Raw genomic sequence first — 16,921 nt, forward strand, 5'->3', positions numbered from 1 at the left:
GCAGGCTCCTCGGCGGGGGTTCGCCAAGCAGTACGGAATGCGGCAGCGAAAACGACACGCGCGGCTCCCGTATCATTCGCGCATGACGAATCCCCCTTTCCCGACCGAAGCTGCGACCCTGCTGCTGCAGGGCGACGCCGGTGCGCTCGAACTCGCCTGCGCCGTGCCGGACCCGGCATTGGCGCGCGCCGGCGTCGCGGTGATCTGCCATCCGCATCCGCTGCAGGGCGGAGGCGGCTCGATGACCAACAAGGTCGTCACGACCCTGGAGCGCAGCCTGCTCGACCTCGGCCTCGCCACGGTGCGCTTCAATTTCCGCGGCGTCGGCCGCTCCGAAGGCGTGCACGACGACGGCGTCGGCGAGACCGACGACCTGATCCGCATCGCGCGCTGGGCGCGCGAGCAGCGGCCGGGCGACGCGCTCTGGCTGGCCGGCTTCTCGTTCGGCAGCTACGTGGCGATGCGCGGTGCGGAGGCGCTCGATCCGGCGCAGATGATCCTGGTCGCGCCGCCGGCCGGGCGCTGGGATTTCGCACGGCTGGCCGCGCCGCGCTGTCCGTGGCTGATCGTGCAGGGCGAGGCCGACGAGGTGGTCGATCCGGCCGCCGTCTACGCCTGGGCGGCGACCCTGCAGCCGGCGCCGACCGTGGTGCGCCTGCCGGACACCGGCCATTTCTTCCACCGGCGTCTGCTCGAACTGCGCGACGCGGTGAAGGCGCAGCTCGCCGACCGCCTGCCGCCGCTGCGCGCGGCATGAGCGTGGCCGGTTACGACGCCGGCGCGGACACGCCGAGCGCGCGCTATCGCGCCGGCGTCGCGGCCGGCGAATGGCAGGACGATCCGGCGCAGCGCGAGGCGCTGGTCGTGTTCGACCGGCTGCGCGCCGAACTCGACGCGCAGCGCCCGCCGTCGCTGTGGCAGCGCCTGCGCGGCGCCGCGCCGCCGGCGCCGCGCGGCCTGTACCTGTGGGGGCGCGTCGGTCGCGGCAAGACCTTCCTGTGCGATCTGTTCTACGAATCGCTGGCGACTCCGGCGAAGCGCCGCGTGCATTTCCACCGCTTCATGCAGGACGTGCACGCCGGGCTGCGCGCGCTGGAAGGACGCAGCGATCCGCTGGTCGAGGTCGCCGCACGCCTGGCCGACGAGGTGCGCGTGCTGGTGCTCGACGAATTCTTCGTCTCCGACATCGGCGACGCGATGATCCTCGGCAACCTGCTGCGCACGCTGTTCGAGCGTGGCGTGGTGCTGGTCACGACCTCGAACACGCCGCCGGCGGAGCTGTACAGGGACGGCCTGCAGCGCGAGCGCTTCCTGCCGGCGATCGCGCTGATCGAGCAGCATTGCCAGGTGCACGAACTGGCTTCGATGCAGGATTTCCGCCTGCGCGCGCTGAAACAGGCGCCGGTGTACTACACGCCGCCCGACGCGGCCGCCGAGCGCGCGCTGCTGGCCGCGTTCAACCGCGTCGCGCACGGCACGGCGCGGCAGGACTTCACCACCACGCTGAACGAGCGCCCGGTCGCCGTGCGGCGCGAGGCCGACGGCGCGATCTGGTTCGAGTTCGATGCGCTGTGCGAAGGCCCGCGCGCGGTGGCCGACTACATCGAGATCGCCAGGGCCTACCACACGATCGTGGTCTCCAACGTCCCGCAGTTCACGCCGCAGACCGACGACGCGGCGCGGCGCTTCATCGAGCTCGTCGACGAGGTCTACGACCGCGGCGTGAACCTCGTGCTGTCGGCCGCCGCGCCGATCGTCGAGCTGTACGACGGCGAGCGCCTGCGCGCCGAGTTCGCGCGCACCGAATCGCGCCTGATCGAGATGCAGAGCGAGGACTACCTCGCGCGCGAGCATCGCGCCTGAAACGCCGTTCGACGTTTTTTTCGCGCGCGGCGAAACGAAATGCGTCTCGCCGTCGTCCCTTGAAATCGCGCGTCGTCGGCCCCACGAGTCCTTGAACGGGGAAATCTGAACGGCGGAACAATGCCGTGCGCAATCCGTGCCGGGCGATGACTTTTGTCATTGTCCACTTTGCATGCGGACGCCGTAGCGTTCGCGTGCGCCCGCCGTCCATCGCGGCATGACGTCCGGCACATCTTGATCGAGGCGGCCTGGCCTCGGTATTATTGAACTCATTAGTTCAGTTTTTAAGGTGTGCCATGACTGGTGAATTGCACCGCGCACGCGCAGGCGTCGCGCCCTCTTCGAGCCTGCCGCTGCGCGTTCTCGCCCTGGCGACGGCGCTGGTTCTCGCCGGCTGCGCCGCCGGCCCCGACTTCCGCGCTCCGGTCCTGCCCGAAGGCAAGGGCTACCGCGCCGATGCGCTGCCGCAGGCGACGGTCGCCACCGATGCGCCGACCGGCGACGCGCAGCGTTTCCTCGACGGCGCCGACGTGCCGGAGCGCTGGTGGACCGCGTTCGCCAGCGACGAACTCGACCGCCGCGTCGAGCGCGCACTGGCGCACAGCCCGAGCGTCGCCTCGGCGCAGGCAGCGCTGCGCCAGGCGCAGGAAAACGTGAAGGCCTCGCGCGGTTCGCTGTTCCCCAGCGTCGACGCGAAGCTCGGCGTGACGCGCGGCAACCAGAATTCGCTCGACGGCAGCGCCTTCACCCTGCACAACGCCGGCGTCGACGTCGGCTACACGCTGGACCTGTTCGGCGGCGTGCGGCGCGGCGTCGAGGCGCAGTCCGCGCTGGCCGACTACCAGGAGTTCCAGCTGCAGGGCACCTACCTGAGCCTGGCCGGCAACGTGGCTACGGCGAGCTTCCGCGAGGCCTCGCTGCGCGGCCAGATCCAGGCGACCGAGGAAGTCATCAAGCTCTACGAAGAGCAGCTGAAAGTGGTCGAGCGCCAGCACGAGATCGGCGCCAAGTCGCTCGGCGACGTGCTCGCCATCCGCACGCAGGCGGCGACCTCGCGCGCGCTGCTGCCGGACCTGCGCCGCCAGCTCGGCGAAACGCAGAACCAGCTCGCGGTGTACCTGGGCCAGTTCCCGTCCGAAGCGGAGCTTGCCGCGCTGGAACTGGACGGGCTGAACCTGCCGCGCGAAGTGCCGGTGAGCCTGCCGTCCGAGCTGGCGCGCCAGCGTCCGGACGTGCGCGCGGCCGAGGCGCAGCTGCATCGCGCCACCGCCGACCTCGGCGTCGCCACCGCGAACCTGTACCCGCAGATCACACTGACCGGCAGCCTCGGCTCGCAGGCGCGCGACGCCGGCGATCTCTTCTCCAGCGGCACCAAGGCCTGGGGCATCGGTGCCAACCTGCTGCAGCCGCTGTTCCACGGCGGTTCGCTGCGCGCGCAGAAGCGCGCCGCCGAGGCCGGGCTGGACAAGGCCGCGGCGGACTACCAGCTGACCCTGCTCGGCGCGTTCCAGAACGTCTCCGACGCGCTGCGCGCGCTGGAACTGGACGCCGAGAGCCTCAAGGCGCAGGCCGAAGCGGAAAATTCCGCCTCGCGCAGCCTCGACCTCGTGCGCGGCCAGTACAAGGAAGGCGCGGCGAGCTACCTGCAGCTGCTCGACGCGACGCGCCAGTACCAGCAGACGCGCATCGGCCTGATCCAGGCGCGCGCGGCACGCCTGGCCGACACCGCCGCGCTGTACGCGGCGCTCGGCGGCGGCTGGGACGGCGTCTCCGCCCCGTCGATCGCGGCCGCCGACACCACCGCGCAGTAACCGTCATCCGCGGGCGTTTCACGATCCTCGCGTTCCGCAACACCGCACAGCCAGAGCTCTCCGCATGCAAACCCGTATCGAAACGAAGAAACCGAGCACGACCAAGCGCATGATCATCATGCTGTTGCTGGTCGGCCTGCTGCTGCTGTTGCTGGTCGGCTGGAACGTCGGTGGCCGCATGATGATGAAGGAGGCCATGTCGAAGATGACGGCGCCGCCGCAGACCGTCAGCTCGACCAAGGCCGGCAAGCAGGAGTGGCAGCCGCAGCAGTCCGCGGTCGGCACCCTGCGCGCGGCGCGCGGCGCCGATCTCGCCTTCGAGGTGGCCGGCCTGGTGACCAAGGTCGCGGTGCGCTCGGGCGACGAGGTCAAGCAGGGCGACCTGCTGGTGCAGCTGTTCGACGCCGACGAACAGGCGCAGCTCAAGCAGTTCGAGGCGGCCGCTTCGCTGGCCGAGGTCACCTTCAACCGCGCCAAGCAGCAGCTCGCCTCGCAGGCGATCAGCAAGGCCGACTACGACACCGCCGTCGCCGACCTCAAGGCCAAGCAGGCCGCGGTCGCGCAGCAGCAGGCGGTGATCGCCAAGAAGCAGCTGCGTGCGCCGTTCGCCGGCCGCGCCGGCATCGTCACCTTGAGCCCGGGCGCCTACGTCAATCCCGGCGCGGCGATCGTGACCCTGCAGCAGCTCGATCCGGTCTACGTCGACTTCTTCGTGCCGCAGCGCAATCTCGCCGCGCTGAAGGTCGGCCAGCCGGCGACCCTGCGCCTGGACGCGTTCCCCGGCCGCGCCTTCGAGGGCAAGCTGACCGCGGTCAATCCGAAGGTCGACGGCGACACGCGCAACGTGCAGGCCGAGGTGCTGGTCGCCAATCCGGACCAGGCGCTGACGCCGGGCATGTTCGCCAACGTCGAGGTCGCGGTCGGTTCGCAGGAATCGCTGCTGACCCTGCCGCAGAGCGCGGTCACGTTCAATCCGTACGGCGAAACGGTGTTCCTGGTCGCGCGCTCGGGCAAGAAGGACGCGCAGGGCAAGGAGGAGATGCCGATCGCGCAGCAGGCGTTCGTGACCACCGGCGCCAAGCGCGGCGACCAGGTCGCGATCGTGAAGGGCATCGACGAAGGCGCCGAGATCGTCACCAGCGGCCAGCTCAAGCTCAAGAACGGCACGCCGCTGATCATCGACAACACCGTGCAGCCGCCGGACCAGACGAGCCCGAAGCCGCAGGAACACTGATTTTCGGCGCTCAACCGAGCGCGAAAGTCGAGAAGCGGCCGTCCGCGGCCGCGCTGTCCGCCGGCGGCCATTGCGTCGGCGGCGAAAGGTACCCCCATGAATTTCACCGACATCTTCATCAAGAAACCGGTACTGGCGATCGTCGTCAGCCTGCTGATCCTCGTGCTCGGCCTGCGCTCGATCAGCGACCTGACGATCCGCCAGTACCCCAAGACCGAGAACGCGGTCGTCACCGTGTCGACGACCTACTACGGCGCCGACGCGCAGACGATCGCCGGCTTCATCACGCAGCCGCTGGAACAGGCCATCGCGCAGGCGCAGGGCATCGACTACCTGTCCTCGTCGAGCCTGTCGGGCGTGTCGACCATCACCGCGACGCTGCAGCTGAACTACGACTCCAACCGCGCGCTGACCGAGATCCAGACCCAGGTCAGCTCGGTGCGCAACCAGCTGCCGCCGCAGGCGCAGCAGCCGGTGATCTCGGTCGCCGTCGGCGAGACTACCGACGCAATGTACCTCGGCTTCTACAGCACCACGCTGCCGACCAACAACATCACCGACTACCTGCTGCGCGTGGTCAAGCCGCAGCTGGACTCGATCGACGGCGTGCAGACCGCCGAGCTGCTCGGCGCGCGCCAGTTCGCGCTGCGCGCGTGGCTGGATCCGTCGCGCCTGGCCGCGCACGGCGTCACCGCCGGCGACGTCTACACCGCGCTGTCGGCCAACAACTACCTGACCGCGGTCGGCGCCAGCAAGGGCGACGCGGTGACGGTGCCGCTGACCGCGTCCACCGACCTGCACTCGGTGGAGGAATTCCGCCGGCTGGTGGTCAAGCAGAAGGACGGCGCGATCGTGCGCCTGGAGGACGTCGCCAACGTCGTGCTCGGCGCCGAGGACTACGATTCGGCGACCGCGCTGAACGGACAGCAGTCGGTGTTCCTCGGCATCAAGGTGGCGCCGGACGCGAACGTGCTCGACGTCGCCGCGAAGGTGCGCGAGGTGTTCCCGGAGATCCAGAAGCAGCTGCCGACCGGCCTCAGCGCGAACATCGGCTACGACGCCACCGACTTCATCAACACCTCGATCGAGGAAGTGGTGAAGACGCTGGTCGAGGCGCTGGTCATCGTCACCCTCGTGATCTTCCTGTTCATGGGCAGCTTCCGCGCGGTGATCATCCCGGTGGTGGCGATGCCGCTGTCCCTGATCGGCACGTTCTTCGTGATGCTCGCGCTCGGCTACTCGATCAACCTGATCACCCTGCTCGCGCTGGTGTTGGCGATCGGCCTGGTCGTCGACGACGCGATCATCGTGGTGGAGAACGTCGACCGCCACATGAAGGAGGAGGGCAAGACGCCGATGCAGGCCGCGTTGCTCGCCGCGCGCGAACTCGGCGGCCCGATCCTGGCGATGACCATCGTGCTGATCGCCGTGTACGTGCCGATCGGCTTCCAGGGCGGCCTGACCGGTGCGCTGTTCACCGAGTTCGCCTTCGTGCTGGCCGGCTCGGTCACGGTGTCGGCGGTGGTCGCGCTGGCGCTGTCGCCGATGATGTGCTCGCGCTTCTTCAAGGCCGAGCAGGAAAGCGGCCGCTTCGTGCAGTTCATCGACCGCCAGTTCGAACGCCTGCACGGCGCCTACGAGCGCCGCCTGCACGGCACGCTGGACACCTGGATCGTGCCCGTCGTGATGGGTGTGCTGCTGCTCGGCGGCACGGTGTTTCTGTTCATGAATTCGAAGTCGGAGCTGGCGCCGGAAGAAGACCAGGGCATCGTCGTCGGCATGTCGCTGGCGGCGCCGAACGCTTCGCCGGCGCAGACCGTCTCGGTGATGAACCAGGCCTACGACGTGGCCAAGGCGCTGCCGGAAACCGACCTCGTGTTCCAGTTCACCGGCTTCTCCGGCCCGAACTCCGCGCTGACCGGCATCGTGTTCAAGCCCTGGGACCAGCGCGCGCGCAGCGCGCACGAGCTGCAGGAGGAACTGCAGGCCAAGTGGGGCGGCATCGCCGCGGCGAACACGGTGGCGTTCCAGTTCCCGCCGCTGCCCGGCGCCACCGGCATGCCGGTCGAGGTCGTGATGAAGACGACCGAGCCGTTCGAGAACCTGTACCAGGTCTCGCAGGCGGTGCTCGACAAGCTGCAGAAGAGCGGCATGTTCTTCTTCGTCGACACCAACCTGAAGATCGACAAGCCGCAGAGCACCGTCGAGATCGACCGCGACCTCGTCGCCACGCTCGGCCTCACGCAGCAGGACGTCGGCGCTTCGCTCGGTGCCGCGCTCGGCGGCGGCTACGTCAACTACTTCTCGATCGCCGGCCGCTCGTACAAGGTGATCCCGCAGGTGCTGCAGACCGACCGCCTCAATCCCGACCAGGTGCTGGACAACTACATCCGCGTGCAGGACGGCTCGGTGATTCCGTCCTCGACCATCGCCACGATCAGGAACGAAGTCGTGCCGCAGTCGCTCACGCGCTTCCAGCAGCTCAACTCGGTCACCTTCCAGGGCGTGCCGATGGTGGCGCAGGGCGATGCGATCGCGTTCGTCGAGCAGACCATCCGCGAGACCGCGCCGAGCACGTACCAGGTCGATCACTCCGGCCAGGCGCGCCAGTTCGTCACCGAGTCCGGCGGCTTCGCGCTGACCCTGCTGTTCGCGGTGATCATCGTGTTCCTGGCGCTGGCGGCGCAGTTCAACAGCTTGCGCGACCCGATCGTGATCCTGGTGTCGGTGCCGATGGCGCTGTTCGGCGCACTGGTGTTCATCAACATCCTGCCCGGGCTGGTCGGCATGAAGGCGATCGGTTTCGGCTGGAACACCTCGCTGAACATCTACACGCAGGTCGGACTGGTCACGCTGATGGGCCTGATCTCCAAGCACGGCATCCTGATCGTGCAGTTCGCCAACGAGATGCGGCGCGCCGGCATGACCAAGCGCGAGGCGATCGAGCATGCCTCGGCGGTGCGCCTGCGTCCGATCCTGATGACCACCGCGGCGATGGTGCTCGGCGTGATCCCGCTGGTGATCGCCTCCGGTGCGGGCGCCGCGGGCCGCTTCAACATGGGCCTGGTCATCTCGACCGGCCTGACCATCGGCACGCTGTTCACGCTGTTCGTGGTGCCGGCGTTCTACATGCTGCTGGCCGAGGACCACCACGCCGAGAAGGCCAAGGACGTCAGCGCCGGCCTGGACGAGGCGGCGCTGGCCTGACCTGTGCGACACGGCGCGCGGCCACGGCTTTCCGGCCGCGGCCGCGCGCCGTTTTCTTTTCCGCGCCTTTCTTGCGCCGGCGCAAGAGTGGCTTAAGGTTTCGCGGCTAGACTGCGGCCGCCATGCCGTCGCCGCCCTCCCTTCCCGTTTCCCGTGCCGCCTGGCGCAGCTGGCTGCTGCTCGCCTGCGTGATCGCCTACGCCTGCCTGCTGCAGGGCGTGCGCCCGCTGTACTCGCCCGACGAGGGCCGCTACACGAACGTCGCGCTGGGCATGCTCGACAGCGGCGACTGGATGCGGCCGATGCTGCATCCGGAAGTCGAGCACTGGTCCAAGCCGCCGCTGACCTACTGGAGCATCGCCGCGAGCTTCGCCACGTTCGGCCGCAGCGAGTTCGCCGCGCGCCTGCCGGGCGCGCTGGCGTTCGCCGGCGCGATCGTGTTGATGCTGCGCCTGGGCCGGCGCTTCGTGCCGCGGCAGCCGTGGCTGCCGGCGCTGGTGTACGCGAGCTTCGTCTTTCCATCGCTGGCGGCCAACCTGGTCACCACCGATTCGCTGCTGGCGCTGTGGGAAATTGCGCAGGTGGCCGTCTTCGTCGAGCTGTGGCACGCGGCGACGCCGCAGGCCGCACGGCGCGCGCGCCTGCTGCTTGGCCTCGCCGCCGGCCTGGCCTTCATGACCAAGGGCCCGCCCGGCCTGCTCGCGCTGGCGGCCTGCTTCGCCTTCGCGTTCTGGAGCGAGCGCGGGCGCGGCCTGTACCGCACGTTCGGCTGGGACGCGCTGCTCGTGTTCCTGCTGGTCGGCGGCGCCTGGTACGCGGTGATCGCCTGGCGCGAGCCCGGCGTGCTGCGCTATTTCGTGGTCGAGGAAGTGGTCAACCGCGTCGCCAGCGACAAGATGCACCGCAACGCCGAGTGGTACGGCGCGTTCAAGGTCTACCTGCCGACCCTGCTGCTCGGCAGCCTGCCGTGGCTGCCGCTGCTGCTCGCCGCCGCGTGGAAGTCGCGGCGCGGTGCGCTGGCGCGCTGGCGCGCGGACGACCAGGCCAGGTTGCTCACATGCTGGCTGCTGCTGCCGCTGGCGGTGTTCGTGCTGGCGCGCTCGCGCCTGCCGCTGTACGTGCTGCCGCTGTTCGCCCCGCTGGCGATCCTGGTGGCGCGGGCGCTCGCGCCGCTGGACCTGCACTCGCGCGGCCGCCTCACGCTGATCGCGCTGTGGTGCGCGGCGCTGGTGCTGGCGCGTGCCTTGCCCGCGCGGCTCGACGTCGACGAGGATGACCGCCGGCTGGCGCGGGACATCGCCGCGCAGCTGTCGCCGGTGCCCGACGAGATCGCCTTCGTCGAAACCGCGCCGCGCTTCGGGCTGCGCTTTTATCTGGGCAGCACGATCGAACGCCTGGACCTGCCCGACGAACCGCCGACGCCGCAGGCCGAGAACCTCTCGACCGAGGTGCTCGAGCAGGAGGGCTGCCGCCTGCTCGCCGTGCGCGAGGACGCGCGCGAGGCGCTCGAACGCGCGCTGACCGTGCACGAGGTGGAATGGTGGCGCCTGCGCGATGCGCGCGGCTACGCGCTGCTGGCGGAAATCGAGGGCGACTGCGCGTGGAAGGCGCAAGGGACCGGCATGACGGAGAATACGCCTCCGGGCGCGCCTCCCGCGCCGTGAACGGACCGCCGTTTCGATGACCCAGCCGCACCTCAGCCCGCTCGGGCAGACCGTCGCCTACGCCAGCCGCTACGACGCCGGCCTGCTGTTTCCGATCCCGCGCGCGCAGGGCCGCGCCGAACTCGGCCTCGGCCAGGCGCTGCCGTTCCACGGCGTGGACATCTGGAACGCCTACGAGCTGTCGTGGCTCGACGCGCGCGGCAAGCCGTGCGTCGCGCTGGGCGAATTCCGCGTGCCGGCCTCGTCGCCGGCGATCGTCGAATCGAAGTCGTTCAAGCTGTATCTCAACAGCTTCAACCAGGAGCGCATCGGCGACGCGCAGGCGCTGCGCGAAGTGCTCGTGCGCGATCTTTCCGCGGCGGCCGGCGCGCCGGTGGCGGTGACGATCACGCCGCCCGAGCGCTTCGCGGACGTCGCGCTGGCGGAACTTGCGGGCGAATCGATCGACGCGCTCGAGCTGGAGATCGACGACTACGGCCCGCCGAACGCCGGCCACCTGCGCCTGGCCGACGAGGCGGGCGAGGTGGAGGAAAGCCTGACCTCGGACCTGCTCAAGTCCAACTGCCCGGTGACCGGCCAGCCGGACTGGGCCAGCCTGCAGATCCGCTACGCCGGGCGCCGCATCGACCGCGCCGGCCTGCTGCGCTACGTGATCTCGTTCCGCGAGCACGCCGGCTTCCACGAGCAATGCGTCGAACGCATCCACGTCGACCTGATGCGCCGCTGCGCGCCGCGATGGCTCGAAGTGCAGGCACGCTACACGCGGCGCGGCGGACTGGACATCAACCCCTGGCGCGCCACGCACGCCGGCCAGCCGCCCAACCCGCGCGGTGCCCGCCAGTAGCCGGCGCAACCTTCACGCCGCTGTCACCTGCGCCGCGTTGCGATTTGTAATCCTTCAAGGCGGCCTGCACTCACCCCCCGTTAAGCGGGATGAGGTGTAATGTTCAGGTTCGTAACGGAGAGGAGACGGACGTGGGCAACGACCCGAACAAACCGAACTTTTCGAATGTGCAGAGCGGCTCGGAGACGACCGCTCCGGTGCCACCGAAGGCGGATTTCAACAACGTGCAGTCCGGTGTCACCTCGACCGCGCCGCTGGCCGAGCCGGCCGCTCCCGCGACCTACACGGTCGCCAGGGGCGACAGCCTGTCGAAGATCGCCAAGAAGGTGCTGGGCAACGCGAACCGCTGGCGCGAGATCTTCGACGCCAACCGCGACCAGATCGACAACCCCGACCTGATCCAGCCCGGCCAGGTCCTCAAACTTCCCGCCGACACCGCTTCCAAGGCCTGAAAACGGAGACTACGAGATGAAGATCCAACGCAGCCACCAAGTCACCCTGGTCGTCGCACTGGCCGGCGCGCTCGCGCTCTCCGCCTGCGGCAAGAAGGAAGAACCGGCTCCGGCCGCCCCGCCGCCGGCCGCCACCCCGGCGCCCGCTCCGGCTCCGACCACGCCGCCGCCCGCAGCGACGCCGGCGCCCGAACCCGTCGCGGTCGCCTCGGTCGACCTCGGCAACGACGACAAGGTCACCACGCCGACCACCACCTTCACGCCGAAGGACACCATCTACGCCGCGGTCAAGACGACCGGCAGCGCGCCGATGGCGACCCTCGCGGCGAAGTGGAGCTACCAGGACGGCCAGACCGTCAGCGAGTCGAGCCAGCCGCTGGCTCCGGAAGGCTCCAGCGTGACGACCTTCCACATCAGCAAGGCCGACGGCTGGCCGGCCGGCAACTACAAGGTGGAAATCTCGCTCGACGGCAAGCCGGCGGCGACCAAGGAATTCAGCGTCAAGTAAACCCGATGCCGCAGCCGCGGCACGTGGTCCCCATGAGAAGCGCGGAGCGATCCGCGCTTCTTTTTTTTGCGCGAACGCAGCGCTGTGGCGAGCGCGGCGGCGCCGTTGTGACATTTGGTGAGCGAACGGCGCTGAACCGGCCAGTTCACCAATCTTGACTGGCGGGTTGCGGCGCGGATTCGTCAAATGTGTGCGCTACATCACATCAGGGGGCACGCACATGCAAGGCAGTCACGACCTCGAACTGGTCGCGCTTTCGTATCTGATCGCTTCGCTGGCGGGTTTCGTCGCCATCGAATTCGCCTCGCGCATGCGCGCGCGCAGCGCGAACCGTTTCGCCTGGCTGGTCGGCGGCGCGCTGGCGATGGGAACCGGCATCTGGTCGATGCACTTCGTCGGCATGACCGCCTTCTCCCTGCCGGTGCCGATCAGCTACGACAGCGGCATCACCGCGCTGTCCTGGGTGGCGGCGGTGGCGGTTTCCGCATTCGCGCTGTACCTCGTCGGCTACGGCCAGCTCAGGCACTGGACGCTCGCCGTCGGCGCGCTGGTGATGGGCGCGGGCATCTGCGTGATGCACTACAGCGGCATGTGGGCGATGCGCATGGACCCGGGCATCGCCTACCAGCCGGCGCTGTTCGCCGCTTCGGCCGGCATCGCCGTCGCCGCCTCCGGCGCGGCCCTGCTGATCATCGCCTACCTGAAGGAAGTGCGCAGCTGGCGCGACGTGGCGATGCGCGTCGGCGCCGCGCTGATCATGGGCGTGGCCGTCACCGGCATGCACTACACCGGCATGGCCGCGGCGGAGTTCGCCGACGGCGCGTTCTGCTTCACCGGCAACCAGCTGCAGGCCAGCGAGCTGCCGATTCCGACCACGCTGGGCACCTTGCTGATCCTCGGCTTCGGCATCGCCTTCACCGTGATCGACGCGCGCGAAGTCGCCGCCGCACGGCGCGCGGTGCGCGAGCGCGACACGCGCGTGCGCGAACTCGCCTTCGTCGACCGTGAAACCGGCCTGCCCAACCGCGCGCGCCTGTCGCAGCTGATCGTCGAGCGCATCCGCTCGCGCGGCACCGACGGCTTCGCCCTGGTCACCTTCCGCGTCGAGGGCCGCAACGGCCGCACGCCCAACGGCGAGACGATGACCTGGATGCGCGAGCGCATCGCCCAGGCGCTGCCCGGCGCGATCATCGCGCGCACGCAGCCCGAACACCTGGTGGTGATGCTCAACGGCCGCGTCGACGACGTGGCGCAGGCCTGCGCGCCGCTGGTGGACGTGCTGCGCCGCGAATTCGCCGCGCAGGGGCGCTACCAGCTGGTCACCAACAGCGCGCACTGCCCCAGCGACGGCGACAACGCGCAGTGGCTGCTGCTGCGCGCGGCGCCGAAGTCGGCCATCGCCGACCACTTCGCACCGGCGCCTGCTCGCAAGAGCGCCTGAGGCGTCGTTCTTTCGAAGGGCGCCGCGGCCGGCGCCCTTCGCTCATTCCGCCGCGCGCGCGGAGAACTCGTAGTCCTCCGCGGCGAAGCCGAGCGTGACCGCGCCGGTGCCGACGTTGATCATGCCGGTCACGCTCATCGGGCTTTCGTATACCTCCACCGCGTGCTCGGCGCAGGTCTGCAGCAGTTCCGCGTAACCCGGCAGCGCGGCGAGTTCCACAGGATCGCCGCCGTAGCTGACGCACAGCGTCGGCGTCATCAGCCCGATGCGCACGCGCTGCGCCGCGTGCTGGAACAGCATCTGTGCACCGTGCTCGAAGCCGCGCGCCTTGGCCACCGCGCCGGTCTCGCCGCGATGGCCGCGCAGCAGCGGCTTGATGTCCAGTGCCGTGCCGAGCGCGGCGCTGAACCAGCCGACGCTGCGGTCGCCCTTCTTCTGCGCACGCGCGCGCAGGTAGTACAGGTCGCGCGGCAGCATGTAGCCGTAGGTGTGGCGCGCGATCTGCTCCAGGCGCTCGCGGATCTGCCCCGGGGTCTGCCCCGCGTCGCGCAGCCGCGCCGCTTCCACCGCCGTCACGCCCTGCGCGGCAAACAGGTTTTCCGTATCGATCACGCGCATCAGGAACGGCCCCGGCACGCCCGCGTCGCGCCGGATCGGCCGGTAGTCCTTGAGGATCGCGAAGCTCGCGCGGCTGGCGTTGTCGTGGATCGGGCTGCGCGTGGCGGTGATGGTCAGGCAGAACACGCAGTCGTAGTCGAGCACGAGGCGGCCGAGGAACAGCTCGCGGATCTGCTCGGCCGAGTACGGCTCGGTCTCCGCCGCGTGTCCGCGCGCGCCCAGGTTCTGATCGAGGAAGCGCTGCCGCACCTCCGGCGAGCGGTCGTCGACCAGCGTCTCGCCGTCCAGGTGCACGCCGATCGGCAGCACGGTGATCTCGTGCCGCTGCAGGAATTCGGCCGGCAGATCGCAGGCCGAGTCGACGACGATGCCGATGCGCATGGCGCCCCCTCGCGTCCGCCGCATTGGGGGGCAAACCTACCACCGTGGGGCGGGGATGGGTTCTTGCGGCGCAGCGAATGGGGGTTGGGCGGACGGGGTGGAGGTGGGGGCTCGCAGGGGAGGCCGGGGGGGAATGGTATTACCATTTTTCGGGAGGTTTGACGGCGGGCGAACCGACTGCTCCGTCATCCCGCGAGCCGCGCCACGGCAGCCTCCGCTGAAAACGCCTCGGCCGCAAACGCTTCAGCCGCAAATACCTCAGCTACAAACGCCCCGTCATCCCCGCGAAAGCGGGGATCCATGTTGATCTCCTCCCGCCCGATCAGCCCCTTTCCCGGCGATAGGCAACCTCGCGACCACAGCGAGAGCCGGCGGCATCCACAAGCTCACCCGACGCAGGTTATGAGAATGGGCCTCGCTATGGTCGTCCCAGCGTAGCGCCGTGCTCGGCGCGTCAAGGCCAGGCCCTTCGGGCGCGCTGCGCGCGGCCTTGACGCACCTGCGCGCGGCGCTGGGAAAGGACGCCCACAGCGACCCCTCCGGGCCGCGGGCAAAAGGAGAAATGCCATGCACCCCAAATACGACGAACGCGCCCTAGAGATCGCAGAACTGCGCTACGCGCTCTCGTGCCACGTCCCCGCCATGAAGCGCCGCGTGCGCATCCACACCGGCTACGGCTCGGTCGAGTTCTACGGCACGCAGGCACGCAAGATCGCCGCGCTGTGCGAAGAAATGCTGCGGCGGAAGTTGGAGCGGCTCGAGCGGCAGAGCGGGTTGCAACGTTGACGCGGCGCGCCGGGCAGCTTTGAGCCACCTAGCGTCTTCCTTCTACCTCCCCTCAACCGGTCGGCCCCTTTTTTGATAATCGACGACGTCTCGACTGGACGGAGGGCATTCGGATCCCGTCGCGGCTGCACCCGAGGTCACGGCGCTCAGTCGGCTTGGGTCGTTTCGGCGCCCAGTGCCCGGCTAACACGGACTTGATCGCGTTGCACGTGCGAGCGCACCTGCTCGCCATGCCTCAAGCAGCCGACATGGCCGCCAGAACTATCTGCTGAATTCGGTTCACTTGCTCATGATGTGTACGTAGCAGCCCTTCATTCCTCGGCTCATCAGAGTCCTGTACGTATTCCGCACGATCACCTCCAGCTTTTTTCGCGTACCGTCAGGGTCCTCCTTCAGGAGCTTCCTGTATCCTCGTATCGACCGGTCCATGACCGAGCGCGACTCGGGAAACACCGTCGCCTTGCCATCGATCCACCGCAGGTCCGGGCCGATGATCACACCGACGTAGTCCAGCTCCAATCCCTGACAGGTGTGGATGCAGCCGACCTGTTCGACGGAGTCCGGGGCAACGATCCAGAGACTGCCGTCCTTGTCGAGGTTCCACTGGGCCTTGTAGCCGAACTCGGCAATCTCGATGTCCCAAGCCTTCGGGTCTTTCTTGCTCTGCCAGTCCCAGCAGTAGCCGGCTACGACGCGGGCCTTGTTGTCGCGCTCGTTCTTCTCGCGGATCAGGTCGTGCAGTTCGACGGGAGAGTCGACCATGCGGAAGTCGAAACTGTCGCGGTCGAAGTCGGTATTGGCGGTCTCACGAATGCCGAGGAAGTTGTCGAGCCACGCGACGTAGCCATCCGACCCGGCGCAACGAAACTGCGAGGTCAGTTCCAGCTCGGTCACATGGGCGCCCATCGCCTGCGCCCAATGCTTCAATTCGGCGATGCGGCCGATGTCGGACAAGGTCACGATCTGGTCGTCATCGGAAAAGAAGACCGTACAGCGTGCGCTGCGGATCAGCTCCATGACCTGGTTCTGGCCGAGATTGCCGTACAGGCCGCTCTTCTCGTTGAGGCGATGGGCTTCGTCCACGACCAACGCGTCGAACACATTGGGCTGGCTGCCGTGGAAGTTGCCGGAGCCGGCGAACAGATTGCCGATCTCCGCCTGACGCAAGTGGCCTGCCAATTTCTGTTTGTAGACGGCGCGCGGCGCGGCATTCTTGGAGACGTACTGGGTGACCTGACCGCGCTTGGTCAGCTCGACCAGCAGGTTGATGGCAACGACGGACTTGCCGGTGCCGGGGCCGCCTTTGATGATGACGACCTGCTTTCGATCGTCACTGGCCTGCGCGGCCTTGGCCAGGCAGGTCTCATAGACGACCTTCTGGTCGTCCACCAATACGAACTCCTGGTTGCCCTTGAGCATCTTGGCGATGCTGTCGGTAAGCATCTTGGAGGGCCGGATGCGGCCGTTCTCGATGCTGTAGAGCAGCTCGCCGTTGTCGCCTTTCCTGACGTGCTGTTTGATGAATTTGCGCAGCTTGGCCAGCTCGTCCGCGCCGTCAAGAAAGACCGGCGCCTTGTCCAGGTAAGCAGCGTAGCGGGCGTCGCGGATAACGCCGTCGTCCTTGTAGTTGTGCAGGTAGGCGCACGGCCGCAGCTCGGTGCCGGACTCGTAGATGGCTTCGTTGAAGCCGTTGAGAAGTGCGGCATAAGACCATGCCTGGTAGCTGGGGTGCGGGCCTTCAATTTCGGCGTGACCGCCGCGATTGGCGACGATGATGCCGTCCTTCTCGCTGACGCGGGAGTTGGACCACTGCTTGAGTTCGACAATGACGATATGCGGCGTGTCATCGTCCGCTTTGCCGGAAAGGACGAAGTCGATTCGCTTGGAGGACTGCGGGATGCCGAATTCGACGCCGACCCCCACGTCGTCCGGAATCTCACCGTCGCGCAGCACGCGGGCCATGGCGGCGAGCGAATAGCGCCAGGACTTGAATTCGGACTGGGACGCGTAACGCCCGACACGTTGCACGAACTCCCGCTCGATCACGTTTTCGATCTGCGCATGATCGGTATCGTGCAGGAAGGTGCTCTTTGTTGCCTGATAAACAATCAC

13 protein-coding genes are annotated in these 16,921 nt (G+C 68.5%); 11 read left to right on the forward strand and 2 right to left on the reverse strand.

The window, feature by feature from the left end:
• The first annotated feature begins 82 nt into the window (after positions 1-82).
• The 10 genes from ACFO6Q_RS06710 (at position 83) to ACFO6Q_RS06755 (ending at position 13,024) form a co-directional block, all read left to right on the forward strand.
• Positions 83-757, forward strand: a complete 675-nt coding sequence (locus ACFO6Q_RS06710; protein WP_380019822.1) for an alpha/beta hydrolase — start codon at positions 83-85, stop codon at positions 755-757.
• Positions 754-1,863 carry a cell division protein ZapE gene (zapE, locus tag ACFO6Q_RS06715; protein ID WP_380019823.1) on the forward strand — a complete coding sequence of 370 codons (1,110 nt, stop codon included), beginning with the start codon at positions 754-756 and terminating at the stop codon, positions 1,861-1,863. The genes ACFO6Q_RS06710 and zapE overlap by 4 nt, the downstream gene beginning before the upstream one ends.
• A 296-nt stretch (positions 1,864-2,159) precedes the next feature.
• Positions 2,160-3,674: an efflux transporter outer membrane subunit gene (locus ACFO6Q_RS06720; RefSeq protein WP_380019824.1), complete on the forward strand. Its 1,515-nt coding sequence runs from the start codon at positions 2,160-2,162 to the stop codon at positions 3,672-3,674.
• Between the two features lie 64 nt (positions 3,675-3,738).
• Positions 3,739-4,908, forward strand: coding sequence for an efflux RND transporter periplasmic adaptor subunit (locus ACFO6Q_RS06725; RefSeq protein WP_380019825.1), 1,170 nt, complete (start codon positions 3,739-3,741; stop codon positions 4,906-4,908).
• A 96-nt stretch (positions 4,909-5,004) separates the two neighbouring features.
• Positions 5,005-8,115: an efflux RND transporter permease subunit gene (locus tag ACFO6Q_RS06730; RefSeq protein ID WP_380019826.1), complete on the forward strand. Its 3,111-nt coding sequence runs from the start codon at positions 5,005-5,007 to the stop codon at positions 8,113-8,115.
• Between the two features lie 122 nt (positions 8,116-8,237).
• The gene (locus tag ACFO6Q_RS06735) at positions 8,238-9,779 is read left to right on the forward strand and encodes an ArnT family glycosyltransferase (RefSeq protein WP_380019827.1); all 1,542 of its coding nucleotides are present in this window, start codon (positions 8,238-8,240) and stop codon (positions 9,777-9,779) included.
• Between the two features lie 16 nt (positions 9,780-9,795).
• Positions 9,796-10,623, forward strand: coding sequence for an NADPH-dependent 7-cyano-7-deazaguanine reductase QueF (gene queF / locus ACFO6Q_RS06740; protein ID WP_380019828.1), 828 nt, complete (start codon positions 9,796-9,798; stop codon positions 10,621-10,623).
• A gap of 89 nt (positions 10,624-10,712) precedes the next feature.
• Positions 10,713-11,075: a LysM peptidoglycan-binding domain-containing protein gene (locus tag ACFO6Q_RS06745; RefSeq protein ID WP_380019829.1), complete on the forward strand. Its 363-nt coding sequence runs from the start codon at positions 10,713-10,715 to the stop codon at positions 11,073-11,075.
• 16 nt (positions 11,076-11,091) lie between these two features.
• Complete coding sequence (locus tag ACFO6Q_RS06750; protein ID WP_380019830.1) at positions 11,092-11,583, forward strand: hypothetical protein; 492 nt, start codon at positions 11,092-11,094, stop codon at positions 11,581-11,583.
• 220 nt (positions 11,584-11,803) lie between these two features.
• Positions 11,804-13,024: an MHYT domain-containing protein gene (locus ACFO6Q_RS06755; protein ID WP_380019831.1), complete on the forward strand. Its 1,221-nt coding sequence runs from the start codon at positions 11,804-11,806 to the stop codon at positions 13,022-13,024.
• Positions 13,025-13,066: 42 nt separating this feature from the next.
• Here the strand turns inward: ACFO6Q_RS06755 and ACFO6Q_RS06760 are convergent, their stop codons facing one another.
• Entirely contained in the window at positions 13,067-14,023 is a 957-nt protein-coding gene (locus ACFO6Q_RS06760) for a DegV family protein (RefSeq protein ID WP_380019832.1), read from the reverse strand.
• Between the two features lie 567 nt (positions 14,024-14,590).
• Here ACFO6Q_RS06760 and ACFO6Q_RS06765 point away from each other — a divergent pair.
• The gene (locus ACFO6Q_RS06765; protein WP_380019833.1) at positions 14,591-14,809 is read left to right on the forward strand and encodes a hypothetical protein; all 219 of its coding nucleotides are present in this window, start codon (positions 14,591-14,593) and stop codon (positions 14,807-14,809) included.
• 279 nt (positions 14,810-15,088) lie between these two features.
• On the opposite strand, the gene ACFO6Q_RS06770 is transcribed toward ACFO6Q_RS06765, so the two are convergent.
• A complete protein-coding gene (locus ACFO6Q_RS06770; protein ID WP_380019834.1) occupies positions 15,089-16,921 on the reverse strand; it encodes a DNA/RNA helicase domain-containing protein in 1,833 nt (610 codons plus the stop codon).

The organism is Dokdonella ginsengisoli, assembly GCF_042652785.1.
In the GTDB taxonomy this organism is placed as follows: Bacteria; Pseudomonadota; Gammaproteobacteria; order Xanthomonadales; family Rhodanobacteraceae; genus Dokdonella_A; species Dokdonella_A ginsengisoli.